Below are 15,533 nucleotides of genomic sequence, written 5' to 3' on the forward strand. Positions count from 1 at the left end.
CCTATTTTTCGCTCCTTAGTATATAGTAGCCTTTGTCTTTCTTAACAATCTCACAGTTTCCAAAAACAGCTTCCATCTTCGACTTGGCACTGGGCGCTCCTTGCTTCTTCTGAATCACAAGGGTCAAATCACCGCCTTCTGTCAAATGCTCATAGCTTCCGCTGATGACTTCGTGCACGACTTGCTTACCAGCACGGATAGGCGGATTACTGATAATATGGTCGAAAACGCCACTGACCTTTTCATAAACATTTGACTGGAAGATATGAGCAGATACCTGATTCCTCTCAGCATTCTTCTGAGCCAAGTCCAAGGCCCGCTGGTTGATATCTACCATGGTCGCAGCCACTCCATACGCTTTGGCTAAGGTCAAACCTAATGGGCCATAGCCACAGCCAACATCCAGCACCCGTTCTTCAGCTTCAAAGTCTAAGACAGACAAAAGAACCCGACTGCCATAATCAATCATCTTTTTACTGAAGACACCAGCATCTGTCAAAAAAGTCAGCCGCTGTCCTAACAGTTCTACATTTAATTCATGAATATCATGTTTGGCATCAGGATTTTCTGCAAAATACATTTTAGTCATACAACCATTTTATCATAATTTTCCTAGATTTGTAAATCGTTTTCATTTCTCCTAAAAGTATGTTATACTAAAGTCCATCATACAGGAGTAACTTATGACTAACGAATTTCTTCATTTTGAAAAAATCAGCCGCCATACATGGCAAAACCTGCACCGCAAAACAACTCCGCCTCTGACCCAGGCCGAGCTTAATTCTATCAAGAGTTTCAATGACAAAATTAGCCTGCAAGACGTGACGGACATTTATTTACCCTTGACCAATCTCATTCAGATTTATAAACGTTCTAAGGAAGACTTGGCTTTTTCCAAGGGGATTTTTCTACAAAAGGAAAGCCGAAAACAGCCCTTTATCATCGGCGTTTCTGGCAGTGTGGCTGTTGGGAAATCCACCACCAGCCGTTTGCTGCAGATTCTGCTTTCTCGGACTTTTTCAAATGCGACAGTCGAGCTGGTTACCACAGACGGCTTCTTGTTTCCTAATCAAATTTTAGAAGCTAACGGCATTTTAAACCGCAAGGGTTTCCCAGAAAGCTATAATATGGAGCTGCTTCTTTCCTTTCTGGACAGCATAAAAAACGGTCAGGATTTCCAAATCCCCGTCTACTCGCATGAGACATACGATATCGTTCCTCAAGAAATGCAAGAGGTAAAGGCTGCTGACTTTGTTATTGTCGAAGGGATTAACGTTTTCCAGAATCCACAGAACGAGCGCCTGTATATGACAGACTTTTTTGACTTTTCTATCTATGTCGATGCAGAAGTCGAAAATATTGAAAACTGGTATCTGGATCGCTTTAAAAAAATGCTGACGCTGGCTGAAAACGACCCCAAAAACTACTACCACCGCTTCACCACGCAATCAGAAGAGGAAGTGGTAGCTTTCGCCCATAATGTCTGGAAAAGTATTAACCTTGTCAACCTGCTAGACTACATTGAGCCAACCCGCAATCGGGCAGAAATTATCCTGCACAAAGCCGGAAATCATGAAATTGATGAAATTTACTTAAAAAAATAAAAAAGCTTGTCAAATCCTAACTTTTCATATATAATTAGATAGTTAGTATTTTCAATGGAGGTGAAACAACTTGGCAAACATTAAATCAGCTATCAAACGCGCTGAATTGAACGTGAAACATAACGAAAAAAACTCAGCTCAAAAATCAGCTATGCGTACTGCAATCAAAGCATTTGAAGCAAACCCATCTGAAGAACTTTTCCGTGCTGCTAGCTCAGCTATCGATAAAGCAGAAACAAAAGGTTTGATCCACAAAAACAAAGCAAGCCGCGATAAAGCACGCCTTTCAGCTAAACTTGCTAAATAATGCATACAAAGGGAGCTCTCAGGAGCTTTTTTTGTTTCTCACACAAAGGAGAAAAGGATGAAAATAGCAATTATTGGTTATTCCGGCTCTGGCAAATCCACTCTAGCAGTACAACTGTCCAACCACTACTCCATTCCCAAACTTCACATGGATAGATTGCTATTTTATACTCAATAAAAATCAAAGAGCAAACTAGGCAGCTAGCCGTAGGCAGTACTGACGTACGGCAAGGCGACGCTGACGTGGTTTGAATTTGATTTTCGAAGAGTATCAACCTGGCTGGAAGGATAGTGACCATGATTGGATGCGAGAACAGATGGACAATTTTTTGTCAAAAAATACCGACTGGATTATTGACGGCAACTACTCTTGGTGTTTTTATGAACGAAGAATGGCAGAAGCCGACAAAATCATCTATCTCAACTTCTCTCGCTGGAACTGCCTCTATCGAGCTTTCAAACGCTATCTAAAATACCGCAACCAGACCAGAGAAAGCATGGCTCCAGGCTGTCCAGAGAAGTTTGACTGGGAATTTATCAGCTGGGTTCTCTGGAAAGGACGACGTCAGACAGCACTGGCAAGATATGAGAAACTCAAACAAACCTTTCCTCAGAAATTCTACGAATTAAGAAATCAAAAAGAACTGACCAGCTTCTTACAGAACCTAAAAACAAGCGAGCCGTTGTGACTCACTTGTTTTATTTAATTTTCTTTTTCTGTGGGAAAAGAGGCAGGCCTAAAGAAGCTATTTTTTCAGCTGGAACCTTCATGCCGTCCTTAATCCACTTGGAGAGAACGGAAACAACTGCCGAACTCCAGAAGGAATTCATGTAAGAATTAGTCGTTTTCTTAGCATTGCGATTGCGCTTTTCCAAAAAGTCAAATACGGCCTGAGTCAGCAGCTTTTCAAAATTATAGTCAATGGCTAGACTGATAACTCGAGCTTCTTTCTTGGCTTCCTTAAAAAGAAAAAGCCAAATCTGATACATCTCAGTTTTAAAGTTAAACTCTTCCAATTTATCCGTAATACCTTGAACAGTGTTTTTGAAAATTTCTTCAAGAATCTGCTCCTTAGAGCTGTAGTTGCGGTAAAAGGCAGCGCGGGAAACTCCAGCTCGCTCAACCAGCTCTGAAATCGTGATTTTTTTGAGTTCTTTCTTCTCCAACAGCTGCATGAGAGAAATTTCCAGAGACTCTCTCGTGATTTGATTGGATTCCTGATTGTATTTCTTTAAATTCGCGAGTGATTTTTCCGATATTTTCTTTTCCGACATAACAATTTCTTCCCTCTTGTCTCAGCTGACAGTTTCCGCTTTCTAGTAAGCATCCTTCATGTTATAATTTTAAAAAAAGACAGGTTTTTTGTCAATTTTTTTATTGTACATACTTGACAAAAAAGGAGAAAAATATGACTTGGAAAATTATAGCTGACTCTGGCTGTGACTTTCGTGAAATGGCAAACTTAGCTAAAGACACCCAGTTTGAAAGTGTTCCCTTGACTATTCAAGTGGAAAATGAAATCTTTGTAGATAATAAGGAACTTGATATTGACCTGATGATGGAGAAGATGTATGCTTCTTCTGCTGCTTCAAAGTCCGCCTGCCCTAGTCCAGATGACTATCTCAAAAGCTTTGAGGGAGCTGACAAGATCTTTGTGGTGACTATCACTGGAACTCTATCTGGCAGCAATAATAGTGCACAGGTTGCTAAGAAAATCTTTTTAGAAGAACACCCTGATGTCCAGATTCATGTCATTGATAGTCTTTCTGCTGGCGGCGAGGTGGACTTACTTGTGACTAAACTCAATGAACTCATCCAGCAAGATCTCAGCTTTGATGAAGTCGTTGAAGTCATTAATCGCTATCAAGAGAAAACTAAGCTTCTCTTCGTTCTGGCAAAGGTAGATAATTTGGTCAAAAACGGCCGGCTTAGCAAACTTCTGGGAACCGTTGTCGGCTTGCTCAATATCCGTATGGTCGGTGAGGCTAGCCAGACTGGCACGCTAGAGCTCCTGCAAAAGGCACGCGGTCCGAAAAAAGCTCTTGCTTCTGCAATCGAAGAGCTACTCAAAGCTGGTTACAAGGGTGGCAGACTCATCATCGCTCACCGCAATAACGAAAAGTTCTGCCAGCAATTTAGCCAACTGGTACAAGAAAAGTATCCTCAAGCTCAAATCGAAATGGTGCCGACTTCAGGTCTCTGCAGTTTCTACGCTGAGGAGGGCGGAATCTTAATGGGCTACGAAATTTAATAAGATATCTAAAAAAGTAAAGGATTAGGTCAATTATCTTAGCCTAATCCTTTACTTTTTCGATTTAATTCGCTATAATAAAACTAAGTAAAGGAGTTGATATTATGGCCAGAGGAAGAGGCGCCGCAAGCCCCCAAGACAAGGAAGCAAGTCTTCTCATTTCTAAAAAGCTCAAAGAACTTCTCAAGGAAACAGGTAAGAAGCAAGTCGAGCTATCTCGTGAAACAGGCATTCCTGCTAGTACACTGACTGGCTATATCAAAGGAACATCTCTACCTATTGCAGCCAATCTAGAAAAAATTGCAAGTTTTTTTGAGGTAGAGGTTGAAGAAATTGACCCTCGTTACCGACTAATCGCTGACATCCCTCAACAATTTCCTGATTTAAATCGTATTTATCAACAACTTAACCAAAACAGACAGGAGAAAGGATTAAAGCTACTGGAAGCTAGCCTGACTGAGCAAGAAACACAAGCCAGCTTAAAGGACGACTACTTCCCCTACTTGGTCTATGAGAATTACTATCTCTCTCAGCATAAGCCTGAACAAGCTGATTTAGTCTGGCTGGACAGAGAAATTGACTACGATATTGCCCTTTGGGTACGAACTGACTCGTTAGAGCCCAAGTATCCGAGAGATTCCGTAGCGCTAATCAAGCAGACTCATTTCGAGCTTGCCGGCGCTATCTATGCTATAGATTATGACGGCCAAACCATTATAAAAAGGGTCTTCAACGATCCATCCGGTATCCGTCTAATTTCCCTTAATAAAAAATACAGTGATAAGTTTATCCCGCATGAGGAAGAACCTAAACTTATCGGTCGAGTTATGGCGACTTTCATGCCACTGGATGTAGAAAAAATAAAGAAAAACAAATAACAGTTCTGCAAATGTACAGAACTGTTATTTTTATGATTATCAGTCAAAAAACTTATTATTAAGTTATGAATGATAGCATTGTAAATTATTTAGAAGTTTTTGATTTGTCATGCGGAAATTTATAGAACAAATTCCCATTCTTCAGTAGGAAAAATATATTTTACAAAAAGTTCACTTCTAACCTATCAAGTTTACATGTAACATATTGACCGACTAGATAGGAATAATCTGTTAACCACTCACTTGAGATAGGAAATCCAACATCGATTGTTTCTGAGTCAATCATTTATTTTGTTACCGTTCCAGCAAATAATCAGCAATTGTTTTCGTTGAATCTGATATGACTTCATTAACTGTTTTTCTTGTTCCAAAGTCGTTATGCCAATAATGAATATCTGATAAACCACCGCGTGGTGGAAAAAGTTCTTGATAAAGAGTAAATTTTTCCCTTGTACTCAGCTCGTCATTGGTATTCAAAGATTTTTTTAAATATTTTAAATCCTCTACTTGCGGATGAACGTTTTTAATCTTATATCTGTCAATTATTGATAACAAATCATCAATTGCTTTTAAAACTGTTTCTAACATACTAATATTTTCCTGTCCTAGAGGTATATTCAAAATGCTTTTGTTTAAAGTTAGGGCCGTGTTTCTCAACAAATCTACGAGACGAAAAGGGCAAGGAAAGCATCCTACCCTAAAATTCTTTATACTAGATTAATCTTCTAAAATCACAGGAAAAATATCTTCCCCTCTGCGCATTTTTTCTTCCATTTCTTTCCACTCTAAAACCAATTTAAATAGTTCATCAGTTGAAATAAAGCAAGGTTCCCCAAGACTTTCATCATCCATTTGATAGTATACTTCTGTTTCTTCTTTACCTATATCAATATTTAGCATATTACCGCCAAAGTCTGATTCTTCTTTTTGACCAGTAACAACTGCCTCTAATTCTTTTTGAATATGGGTGTAAAAATTATGGACTTCTGTATCAAAAAATTCACATAAGGTTTGATAATAGGGATCAAAAAAACTTATCATTAAACTAATACTATTATTTTGATATTTGAATATATCGTATTCTCTTTTTACCATTTTTCTCCTCTTTCTCATCTTATAATTCAATGTTTTAACTATTCTTTGCTAGGAAAAGCTGAAATAATCTTTTCATCAGAGTCCAAATACATCGTAATCTTCATTCCGTTTTTGCTAAATCCTTCGTAAGTATTTCTTGTTTTTACTTTAAACTGCCTTTTTTCATATGCCTCATTAATGGCATCCACAACCTCCTGTGGGCTCATATTATCTGGGAAAAAGGTTGAATAACCTCCATTTGCTTTTTTAGGAATCCCATCAACTTCTACCTTTGCTTCATAAACCCCAGTATCATTTAAAACGGGGCCTTTAGTACCTTCTATGACATTTCCAGAAGTCCCCTCTACCATATCATAATGATAACCTCCTGATTGTCCTCTCCTATTTAAATCACCTTCAAAGATATGGATTTTAGACTTCTCTGTAAAGTTCTCTGTGTGCTTAAGATTCGCTAAATCATCCATACTGTAGGTTTTAATCTCAACCACCGGCTGACTCCCCACACTTGGAATTTTCCCTTTAATCCAGTCTTTCCCTTTGCCAAAAGCTTCGGGGATTGTTGTATAAGGTTTATTGTAATACTGGTTATACCCCACATAAGCAGAATACAAGGCAGTTCCCCAGCTAAGTGTTTCAGTGATAGGATGGATGTGATTATACCATTCAGCTGTTTGGATTTCTTCGGCTGTTGCTGGCTCAAGTGTAATTGGATTGATCCCTTCTTCAAGGATGTAATGATTAAACTTCGCCATATAATTAGGGTCGCGCCAGCTAAGTAATTTCTGACTGTCCATTAAAAAATAACGGTCTGTCACATAGCGATGATTGGCCCATTCAGTCTCTGACATGCCTAAACTTCCAAATGGTTTCACATGAGCTTGGGAAATGGCGTTTTTGAGCTCAGGAAATTCTTTTTCTATCTCCTCTTGGCTCATACCATCTATTTTTTTCTTAAAAGCTGGATCAACCTTAGCTAATTCTGTGGGACTCAAGCCTAGATGATCACTTTTTACTTGGTCATATCTCGCCATAATCAATTTAAGAGCATCCTGACTCATAGTTGCAATAGATACATCAGTATATCCCGTGTTTAAAAAATGTTCATAGGCCTGAATCTTGTCACCATACTTTTCCTCAAGCTCAGCTCGGGACATATCGAACACATCCAGTAGATTGTCCCCTTTTTCTGTCTTAAGATCTTTATTAAAGTTTGAAATTATTTTCTTCCATTCCGAACGCGGCTTCCCCTTCAGCTTCTCCTTGAGCTTTCCTCGGTAATAGATTTCAGCAGCACCGGATAACTTCATATCTTTGACAGCCTTGTCTATAGCCTGTTCTTGTGGTGTCCGATAATCACTCTTTGAAACAGTCTGAATCTTCTGAGCCTTCATCTTAGTAGACCAACTCATATCTATGCCATCAGTAGAGTAATTACCCTCACTGTCTACCAATACCTGACTAAGCTGCGTCGCTCCTTGGATAGCTAAACCCAAAACCTGCAGACTATCTGTGAAATACTGGGACACCTGATCCACAAACCATTCCAGTTTGTCAATTTTTTCTTGAATTTCCCGAATGCCGATATTTAGCTGGTTTTCCACCTCAGTCAGTGCAATCGTCTTGGACAAATTGTCAGCTAATTTCCCTGTAAATCCATCGCTAATCCGGCGAGCTAAAGACTGATACTCCGCCAACTGAGCTTGGGTTTTCTCCAGCATCTCCTGTTTTATTTTCAGCTGTTCTTTCAATAAATCCAAATCTAACTCGCCGTATTTGGCCACCTCGGCATCGGCACTTTTATAAGAGGAAAGCTCCCCCTGAATATCATCAATAGACTCTTGCAACTTCTTGATGGCAGGGATGATTACCTCAGTAAATAAGCCTTTCCCCGCTGTATAAGCCGCTCCCTGCAACTCACCCGACTCCAAAGAGGCAATCAGATGGTCGCAGCCACTAGATAGACGATCGGTCACTTGATTGGCTACTTGCAGGTTGCTGGTCATCGCTTGGATAAGCTGGGCTGAATCTGCTGCACTATATTTTACTCCCATGGCAGACTATTCCTTTCTTTGGTCAGTTTGTCTCGCTCTTCTTCCATAGTCTTTCTTGTTTGACGACTGAGCTTTCCAAGTTCATCCATCTGAACATCCACATAGTTCTTAACCTGTCGGTTAAGATACTGAGTTTCTGATAAATCACGACTGAGGGCAGCAGAGCTTTGAGGGTGTTCATAAAGTAGATGTTCCATTCGGGTCGTCAAGTATTGGAAATCCGTCGCAAAATTCGCCAGGGAAATCTCGTATTGACGTTTCATCGTCATAAAATCGTCTTCTTTTTGGTCAACTTTGAGAATTTTTTCATAAAGTGCCTGACGTTCTTTTTCGCTTTTATCAGCCTTCATCTCAACTCTCCCAGCGCTTGGCTTCCTCTATATCGCGTTTCTCAATTTTTGCAGCAATTTCTGGAAATTTATTGGCCTGAGTCAGAACAGCAGAGCTGAAGTCACCGACAGCCTGAAGCATTTGATTGCAGGCCTGACGGCCAGCTTCCATTCCAGCAATCCCTGTTGTATAGGAAAATTCGACTTGTTGATTTTGTGCATTGCTAGTATCAACTCCAACGAGGTCGCTGATAGAAGAGCCAGCTGAAATGGTGCTCGATTTAATTTGTCCCATTATTGCTTCTCCTTTTGGAATTTTATTCAAGAAAACATAAAATATACCCTTTCATTATAACATATCCCTCAAAATAATAGACGCAAAAAGAAAAAATCAGAAAGTCTTTCGACTTTCTGATGCTTGTTTAATAAAATACTGCTAATTCTTCATTCAGCTTCTTCATGTAGTGTTTGTGGACTATGTAAGACAACACAGCTAATCCTATTAGAACTAGAGCTACTATCGTATAAATTACCAGAGGCGCAAGAACATTGGATATAAAGAAGAGAAGGGCAACGACAATCATCATTCCTAAAACCAGAGCGATAGCTAGGAGAGTTTTCACCATATTATTATCTCGGCTCATCAATTCTGTGACATTGGACCAATTGGTCACGAGATGCTTATAGTCTCGGTAGTAACCCCAAGAACTCCACATTAGACTAATCAAGGCCCAAACAGTCACCATGCCCAAGAAAGTCACTGGATGCATACCAGAAACAAGGCTGGTTATCAAAAGCAAGGTCAGAGGCAGGATAGACTGGACGGCAAAGAGTTGCCAAAACTTCAGATGAATATATTGCTTCAAATCAAAGGGGAGAACCTTGAGATAATCAAAATTTTCCCTTTCCAAAGAAATCCCAATAGCCGTAAGGTTGCTGCCGCCTGAGTTTAGTGTTGCAATCAAAACAGCCAGAGCCATCATTGGCAAGAGGAAACGCGGTTCCAGATAAGGAGTCAAAGACAGGCCGCCTTGTATCATCCCCATTCCCATACTGAAAATGACAATGTAAGGGAGAAAGGCCGACATAAAGATAGCTTGCATAATGACAGAACCCTCGCTCAAGAGCCTGGTATTGTAGCGCCAGACAAACTTTTTGAGATTTTTTGCTTCCGCAATATTGATGTCATGCACGCGCTCCCGCTTTCCTACTGAAGAGCCCGTCATGAGAGCGGCCTCATAAAATTCTGGAATCACCTTGGTCTTTACGATGAAAAATAGAAGAGCCGCGACTGCCACCCATCCCAAAAATCCCAGCAAGGAAGCTGTATGAAAAGGATGAAGAATAAAATCATAGAAAGCTTGAACTGGCGGGAAGAAAGCTTTAACCTCTGTACGATTTACAACGCTTCTGCTGTTCATTTGATTAATCATAAAATAGAGGAAAAAGGAGCCGACGGAAACAAGAGCCAGAATGACATTGGACAGGATGGTCTTGTACTTCCTGAAAAAGGCTGTCTTGGTAATGAAATGGACGGCAATCAGAATCAGAAAGGTGATGACTGAACTTAAAATCAGAATAGCAAGCAGAGCCAAGGGCAGGCCCAAGAAAGGATTCCCACCTTGAAAAGCCAGAACCAAGAAATAACTGAACATAGGCAGAATGGCAATCAGCAAGGTCAGAATAACCGAAATGCTTTTGCCGACAATGATTTCTGCTTCGCTAAAAGCATAGGGACGGTAAGATTGCAAGTCCTTGCTTTCATAAAAGACATTGTAAAAAACCAGAAAGCCCTGAGACATAGAAAAGAGAGCAAAAGCGGAAACCAAATTGGCAAAGAGACCAGGATTGCCAACCAGTTGGTTCAGGGAGCCCATCAAGCCGAAAAGAAAGAGATAGACCAGTCCTAAAATCAGATACATGCGGATGGCCTTCAGCGATACATTGACCTTGCGATCAGGATTCTTAGCTTGCATCTTGCGGTACTGCTGCAGCTGAGACGGCTGAATAGCGTAGAGGATGTTGATATCAACGAGTTTTTTTATAGCTTTAATGCGCATCAGGACTCACCTCTTCTCTACGGCCTGCTAGACCAAGATAAATGGTTTCAAGAGACTGTTCTGGATGTTGGCCTTTTAGTTCTTCAATGGTTCCATAGAAAATCAATTTCCCTTTTTTGAGAATGGCCACCTTATCACAGAGCTGCTCTGCCACTTCCAAGACGTGGGTTGAAAAGAGAACTGTATTTCCTTTATCTGCATGCTGGCGCATCATCTGCTTGAGGTCAAAAGCTGCCTGAGGATCAAGACCAGTCAGCGGCTCATCCAGCACCCAAATATCTGGATCAGACAAAAGAGCTGCAATAACGAAGACTTTTTGTCTCATCCCATGAGAAAATGAATCAATGACCTCATACCGATGAGAGCCAAAGTCGAAAAGATGGAGCAGATTTCCCAATCGCTCTTCTACTTCAGCATTTGTCATATCGTAAGAAGTCGCTACCAGTTCCCAGAACTCGTTGGCAGTTAGGCGCAAAAATAGATCTGGTGAATCTGCTACATAGCCGATTTTTTTCTTGATTTCCAAGCGATTAGCGGATAATTCTTTCCCATCCACAAAAATCTGTCCACTGCTTGGATTGATGACGCTGACCAATGACTTAATGGTAGTAGATTTTCCGGCGCCATTGTGACCAATCAGACCGACGATTTCTCCGCTCTGCAAGGTCAGATTCAGCTGATTGAGAGCTACCGTTCCTTCATAAACTTTAGTGACATCTTTAAATTCAATCATAAGAGAGCTCCTTTACCGATTTCTATATAGAATAGTATACTCTTTTTGCGGCTTTTTGTCTCATCTAAAAATGTTTCATGTTCAATTTTAAAAAGATTTTCAAATTATAAAAGAGCTAAGTGTTTATGATAGTGAAAAACGCAAACGATTGCGCCTTTCTGCTTCTTTTGGTACAATAAAGCCAATCAGTGAGAATGAAGAGGAAAATTTATATGGAAAACCAAACCTTAATGCAGTATTTTGAATGGTATCTGCCAGATGATGGCCAGCATTGGAATCGCTTGGCGGAAGACGCACCAAACTTAGCAGCGAAAGGAATTCGCAAGGTCTGGATGCCGCCAGCCTTCAAAGGAACAGGCTCTAATGACGTCGGCTATGGTGTTTATGACCTCTTTGATTTGGGAGAGTTCGACCAAAAAGGGACTGTACGCACAAAGTATGGATTTAAAGAAGAATACCTCCGAGCGATTGAGGCGCTTGGACAGAACGGCATCGAAGCGATTGCAGATGTGGTCCTCAATCACAAGGCCGCAGCTGACTATAAAGAGCGCTTTACCGTTGTTGAAGTTGATCCTAGCGACCGCACAAAGGTCTTGTCAGAACCTTTCGAGATCAAAGGCTGGACTAAGTTTGTCTTCCCAGGCCGCAAAAAAGCCTACAATGACTTTGAATGGCACTGGTACCACTTCACAGGCACTGACTATGATGCTAAAAACAACAGATCAGGCATTTTTCTCATCCAAGGCGACAATAAAGGTTGGGCAGATGATGAGCTAGTGGACAACGAGAATGGCAACTACGACTATCTCATGTATGCGGATATTGATTTCAAGCACCCCGAAGTCATCCAAAATCTCTACGACTGGGCTCATTGGTTTATTGAAAGCACTGGTGTACATGGCTTTCGCTTAGATGCTGTTAAGCACATTGATTCATTCTTTATGAAGAATTTCATCCGTGATATTACTGAAAAATACGGCGATGATTTCTATGTCTTTGGGGAATTTTGGAATAGCGATGAGAAGGCCAATAATGATTATCTAGAAAATATTGACTACCGCTTTGACCTAGTCGATGTTAAACTTCATCATAATTTATTTGATGCCAGCAAATCTGGAGCAGACTATGACCTGCGAACTATTTTTGATCAGACACTTGCAAAGAATCATCCTGAATCAGCTGTAACCTTTGTGGACAACCACGATACTCAGAGAGGGCAGGCTTTGGAGTCTACCGTCGAAGAATGGTTCAAGCCTGCGGCCTATGCTCTCATACTTCTAAGAGAAGCTGGATTGCCCTGCGTCTTTTACGGAGACTACTATGGCATTAGCGGAGAATTTGCCCAAGAAAGTTTTCAGGATGTGCTAGATAAGCTCCTAGACATCCGCCTCAATCTTGCCTATGGCGAGCAGAACGACTACTTCGACGATGCCAACTGTATCGGCTGGACTCGTCAAGGCAAGGAGGATGGTCAACCCATCGCTGTCCTTATCAGCAATGACCAAGCAGCTAGCAAATCCATGCTAGTTGGCACAGAATGGGCAGGCAGAGAATTCAGTGACTATCTAGGCAATAGCTCCCAAATCGTAACTATTGACGAGCAAGGCTGGGGAGAATTTCCTGTGGAGGAAAAATCAGTTAGTGTCTGGAGTGTTAGATAAGTCGCAGTAAAATATGGAAAAAGAAAAATAAGACCAAATTGGCCTTATTTTTTTCTTCTTTCTTTCTTGGAATGTAGTAAGCCAAAGGAAGCCAAAAGGCTGATAATTGCTGCTCCCAAGAATGATGAATTTGTGTTTCCAGTATTTGGTAATTGATGTTTGGACACTCGAGATAGAACTGGACTAGTCTCAGAGTTTTCAACCCTTACAGGACTCTTCTGCTCAGAAGTTTCTGTTCCCAAAGGTGTTTGAGTATGCGTTTTTGGCTTGTAAACATAAGTGCGAACGCCATTGGCATCTGATACAGAAACGAATCCATACTCCTCAATAGTCTTAGCATCTAGCAAACCAAATTCCTCAGCTGCTAAAGGTCTTCCTTCTACATCCACAAAGCGAGTGATTTCGATAGAAGGCTTGTCCTCAACCGGAGCATCTTTCGGTACTTCATGCACGCTGGTACGATAGACATGTGTGCGAATACCATCCTCGTCACTGCTGGATTGGTAGTCATAACCAGCGATACTCTTAGACGCCACCAAACCACGTTCAGGATCTGACAGCTCTTGACCATTTTCATCTACAAAGCGAGTCATTTCCATGATTGGGCGCTCTTCACTTGGTGCATCTGTCGGTACTTCGTGCACACTGGCGCGATAAACATGAGTGCGAATGCCGTCCTCATCAGTACTAGACTGGAAGTCATAGCCGGAAATACTCTTAGACGCCACTAAACCTTGTTCAGGAGCTGATAACTCTTGACCGCTTTCATCTATAAAGCGGGTCATTTCCAATACTGGCCGTTCTTCGCTTGGAGCATCACTTGGAAGCTGGAACTGATTGCGCTTATACTCATAAACGATTTCTTTAGTCACTCCTGCCTCATACTCTCCAGACTCATCATAAGTATTTGCTAGACGAGATTTATAAGTATAGATCTGATTCTTATAGGAAATAAGAGGTTTAGGACTGACTGTATATCTGGTCTTACCCGGTTGCTCATCCGTAATAGGGTTGGCAATGACATTGCCCTGCTCGTCTTGGTAACGGACAAGAACCTTGCCCGGTTCGGTCTCTCCTTCCCCAACCTTCTTAACATCTGAAAGTTTAAAGACAAATCCATCCGTTTTGACAGTTCTGAAAAGTTTATCTAGCTCACCTTGATCAGCCATATAACCACCTACAGTATAACCACCATTAGGAAAACTTGGTTTTACAATTTCGAATCCACCATCTGGTGTATCAATCAAGGATGGAACTCCTCTAACCTCTATCGTGTAATCTCTATCAATATAATAACGAGTTTTATCACCTGGTTTCATCAGATACAGTTTATAGTGGAAGGTTTTAATATTGTTTTCACCAAACCAAGGTTTCACTAAAGATGGATTATTACCCAACCAATCAATATAAACAATATTTCCCTTCTCATGTTCTTGACCGTACTGTCTCCACCTCCCATTATATTTTCCTAAATCAGCATAGACTGGCATCATGTTGCTATAGTCGAAACCATAATAACGAAGATAGCGACCTGGAAATTCGTTTTCTCGCGGATCAATTAGAGCAGAATTTATTTCTGTCTTTCCTCGATATTCATCATATTCTTGTTTTATTTCCTTCCCATTAATCCATAGTTTTTGAAAGAAAGGATTTATTAAGTGCACAATAAAACTGTCTTCATTAGCAGTTGACTCAATTCGGAACATATCCGGATTTTCAGAATATATCTGCCTAATCTCCTGCCTAGATAAGATTCTCTTATCTGATTCTGGTAAATACCGTCTTGAAAAAGCTTCTTCAAAGCTTGACTCTGAAAAGCCATAAGAAAACGATCTCTGCAAATACGTATGACGAGGAATCGTATCATCAAGTTGCAAATCCAACTCAGATCGCGGAATAATAGCTTTTGGTATCTTAGCTACTTCTTCTGGCCTTGGATTTAGATTGAATATAGCCTCCCACTTATTCAAAAAGAAGAGGGCTGTATTGTTTTGAATAAGTGATTGTTCTGGATATATATTGCTTGAAGGAACTTCATAAAAATTTTCATCTTTGACTTGATTTAAATTTTCTACTTGCTTTAAATCAATGAACTTAAAGACACCGTCCATCTTGCGAATAGCATAAGCATAATCATACTTTTTGGCTGCTTCTTCTATTTGCTCTACCGACTGCATCTCTGGCATAACAGAGGTCATGGTTGCACCCTTTGTTAATTCCTCTATCTCTCCCTTGGTATAATTGTCATAAAACTCTTTGGCTAACTGTTTGATTTCAGGAGAGACTTGGGCAGCGCCATTATTCTCTCCTTGTTCTGAAATGGTAAGGCCAGAAGGTCCCTCAGTCTGATTTGGAGTATTTTTGATTGTACCATCATTTGGCAGTTCTTGAGTGATAGGAGGAGTCGACTGGTTATTCTGGACTTGATTCCCATCTGTTTCACTACTTACCTCCTCAGCTCGCACAGTCACTGCCATTGTCCCAGCGAGCAGTAAAGACAGAGGAATTGGGACTAATTTCAGTCCCAGTTCTACTTTTTTCCCTAAACTCTTTTTCATATTATT

15 protein-coding genes and 1 pseudogene are annotated in these 15,533 nt (G+C 40.6%); 6 read left to right on the forward strand and 10 right to left on the reverse strand.

The window, feature by feature from the left end:
- Window position 1: 1 nt before the first annotated feature.
- Window positions 2-589 carry a class I SAM-dependent methyltransferase gene (locus K1I80_RS03880; RefSeq protein WP_223312824.1) on the reverse strand — a complete coding sequence of 196 codons (588 nt, stop codon included), beginning with the start codon at window positions 587-589 and terminating at the stop codon, window positions 2-4.
- Between the two features lie 94 nt (window positions 590-683).
- Between K1I80_RS03880 and coaA the strand changes: the two genes are divergently transcribed.
- From coaA to K1I80_RS03900, 3 genes and pseudogenes are all read left to right on the forward strand, one after another.
- The gene (gene coaA / locus K1I80_RS03885; RefSeq protein WP_002906691.1) at window positions 684-1,604 is read left to right on the forward strand and encodes a type I pantothenate kinase; all 921 of its coding nucleotides are present in this window, start codon (window positions 684-686) and stop codon (window positions 1,602-1,604) included.
- A gap of 70 nt (window positions 1,605-1,674) precedes the next feature.
- Window positions 1,675-1,911 carry a 30S ribosomal protein S20 gene (gene rpsT / locus K1I80_RS03890; RefSeq protein ID WP_002895661.1) on the forward strand — a complete coding sequence of 79 codons (237 nt, stop codon included), beginning with the start codon at window positions 1,675-1,677 and terminating at the stop codon, window positions 1,909-1,911.
- A gap of 57 nt (window positions 1,912-1,968) precedes the next feature.
- Window positions 1,969-2,599, forward strand: a pseudogene (locus K1I80_RS03900) (DNA topology modulation protein).
- Window positions 2,600-2,609: 10 nt separating this feature from the next.
- Here the strand turns inward: K1I80_RS03900 and K1I80_RS03905 are convergent.
- Window positions 2,610-3,185: a TetR/AcrR family transcriptional regulator gene (locus K1I80_RS03905; RefSeq protein ID WP_002895666.1), complete on the reverse strand. Its 576-nt coding sequence runs from the start codon at window positions 3,183-3,185 to the stop codon at window positions 2,610-2,612.
- Between the two features lie 134 nt (window positions 3,186-3,319).
- On the opposite strand from K1I80_RS03905, the gene K1I80_RS03910 reads away from it, so the two are divergent.
- Together K1I80_RS03910 and K1I80_RS03915 are read left to right on the forward strand one after the other, a co-directional pair.
- A complete protein-coding gene (locus tag K1I80_RS03910; RefSeq protein WP_223312823.1) occupies window positions 3,320-4,162 on the forward strand; it encodes a DegV family protein in 843 nt (280 codons plus the stop codon).
- 104 nt (window positions 4,163-4,266) lie between these two features.
- Entirely contained in the window at window positions 4,267-5,040 is a 774-nt protein-coding gene (locus tag K1I80_RS03915) for an XRE family transcriptional regulator (RefSeq protein ID WP_223312822.1), read from the forward strand.
- A gap of 294 nt (window positions 5,041-5,334) precedes the next feature.
- Here the strand turns inward: K1I80_RS03915 and K1I80_RS03920 are convergent, their stop codons facing one another.
- From K1I80_RS03920 to K1I80_RS03950, 7 genes are all read right to left on the reverse strand, one after another.
- Entirely contained in the window at window positions 5,335-5,628 is a 294-nt protein-coding gene (locus tag K1I80_RS03920; RefSeq protein WP_002932350.1) for a hypothetical protein, read from the reverse strand.
- Window positions 5,629-5,757: 129 nt separating this feature from the next.
- On the reverse strand, window positions 5,758-6,135 hold the full coding sequence (locus K1I80_RS03925) for a hypothetical protein (RefSeq protein ID WP_223312821.1): 378 nt from the start codon (window positions 6,133-6,135) through the stop codon (window positions 5,758-5,760).
- 38 nt (window positions 6,136-6,173) lie between these two features.
- The gene (locus K1I80_RS03930) at window positions 6,174-8,186 is read right to left on the reverse strand and encodes an EndoU domain-containing protein (protein WP_223312820.1); all 2,013 of its coding nucleotides are present in this window, start codon (window positions 8,184-8,186) and stop codon (window positions 6,174-6,176) included.
- Window positions 8,177-8,536: a cingulin gene (locus K1I80_RS03935; RefSeq protein WP_223312819.1), complete on the reverse strand. Its 360-nt coding sequence runs from the start codon at window positions 8,534-8,536 to the stop codon at window positions 8,177-8,179. The genes K1I80_RS03930 and K1I80_RS03935 overlap by 10 nt, the downstream gene beginning before the upstream one ends.
- A gap of 1 nt (window position 8,537) precedes the next feature.
- On the reverse strand, window positions 8,538-8,810 hold the full coding sequence (locus K1I80_RS03940; RefSeq protein ID WP_223312818.1) for a TIGR04197 family type VII secretion effector: 273 nt from the start codon (window positions 8,808-8,810) through the stop codon (window positions 8,538-8,540).
- Between the two features lie 127 nt (window positions 8,811-8,937).
- On the reverse strand, window positions 8,938-10,575 hold the full coding sequence (locus tag K1I80_RS03945; RefSeq protein WP_223312817.1) for a hypothetical protein: 1,638 nt from the start codon (window positions 10,573-10,575) through the stop codon (window positions 8,938-8,940).
- Window positions 10,565-11,308 (reverse strand): ABC transporter ATP-binding protein, encoded by a 744-nt coding sequence (locus K1I80_RS03950; protein WP_060976712.1) that lies wholly within the window; start codon window positions 11,306-11,308, stop codon window positions 10,565-10,567. Before K1I80_RS03950 ends, K1I80_RS03945 begins: the two co-directional genes overlap by 11 nt.
- Before the next feature lie 194 nt (window positions 11,309-11,502).
- On the opposite strand from K1I80_RS03950, the gene K1I80_RS03955 reads away from it, so the two are divergent.
- The gene (locus K1I80_RS03955; RefSeq protein WP_223312816.1) at window positions 11,503-12,969 is read left to right on the forward strand and encodes an alpha-amylase; all 1,467 of its coding nucleotides are present in this window, start codon (window positions 11,503-11,505) and stop codon (window positions 12,967-12,969) included.
- A gap of 44 nt (window positions 12,970-13,013) precedes the next feature.
- Here K1I80_RS03955 and K1I80_RS03960 read toward each other — a convergent pair whose 3' ends face one another.
- Window positions 13,014-15,527 carry a MucBP domain-containing protein gene (locus K1I80_RS03960; RefSeq protein ID WP_223312815.1) on the reverse strand — a complete coding sequence of 838 codons (2,514 nt, stop codon included), beginning with the start codon at window positions 15,525-15,527 and terminating at the stop codon, window positions 13,014-13,016.
- Window positions 15,528-15,533 lie beyond the last annotated feature (6 nt).

It is taken from the genome of Streptococcus sanguinis (assembly GCF_019929225.1).
In the GTDB taxonomy this organism is placed as follows: domain Bacteria; phylum Bacillota; class Bacilli; order Lactobacillales; family Streptococcaceae; genus Streptococcus; species Streptococcus sanguinis_J.

Coding starts and splice junctions, on each gene's coding strand:
- K1I80_RS03960 (WP_223312815.1), bottom strand. CDS start 15,527: ATGAAAAAGAGTTTAGGGAAAAAAGTAGAACTGGGACTGAAATTAGTC.
- K1I80_RS03935 (WP_223312819.1), bottom strand. CDS start 8,536: ATGAAGGCTGATAAAAGCGAAAAAGAACGTCAGGCACTTTATGAAAAA.
- K1I80_RS03940 (WP_223312818.1), bottom strand. CDS start 8,810: ATGGGACAAATTAAATCGAGCACCATTTCAGCTGGCTCTTCTATCAGC.
- K1I80_RS03925 (WP_223312821.1), bottom strand. CDS start 6,135: ATGGTAAAAAGAGAATACGATATATTCAAATATCAAAATAATAGTATT.
- K1I80_RS03915 (WP_223312822.1), top strand. CDS start 4,267: ATGGCCAGAGGAAGAGGCGCCGCAAGCCCCCAAGACAAGGAAGCAAGT.
- K1I80_RS03920 (WP_002932350.1), bottom strand. CDS start 5,628: ATGTTAGAAACAGTTTTAAAAGCAATTGATGATTTGTTATCAATAATT.
- K1I80_RS03955 (WP_223312816.1), top strand. CDS start 11,503: ATGAAGAGGAAAATTTATATGGAAAACCAAACCTTAATGCAGTATTTT.
- K1I80_RS03880 (WP_223312824.1), bottom strand. CDS start 589: ATGACTAAAATGTATTTTGCAGAAAATCCTGATGCCAAACATGATATT.
- K1I80_RS03930 (WP_223312820.1), bottom strand. CDS start 8,186: ATGGGAGTAAAATATAGTGCAGCAGATTCAGCCCAGCTTATCCAAGCG.
- K1I80_RS03950 (WP_060976712.1), bottom strand. CDS start 11,308: ATGATTGAATTTAAAGATGTCACTAAAGTTTATGAAGGAACGGTAGCT.
- K1I80_RS03910 (WP_223312823.1), top strand. CDS start 3,320: ATGACTTGGAAAATTATAGCTGACTCTGGCTGTGACTTTCGTGAAATG.
- K1I80_RS03905 (WP_002895666.1), bottom strand. CDS start 3,185: ATGTCGGAAAAGAAAATATCGGAAAAATCACTCGCGAATTTAAAGAAA.
- coaA (WP_002906691.1), top strand. CDS start 684: ATGACTAACGAATTTCTTCATTTTGAAAAAATCAGCCGCCATACATGG.
- K1I80_RS03945 (WP_223312817.1), bottom strand. CDS start 10,575: ATGCGCATTAAAGCTATAAAAAAACTCGTTGATATCAACATCCTCTAC.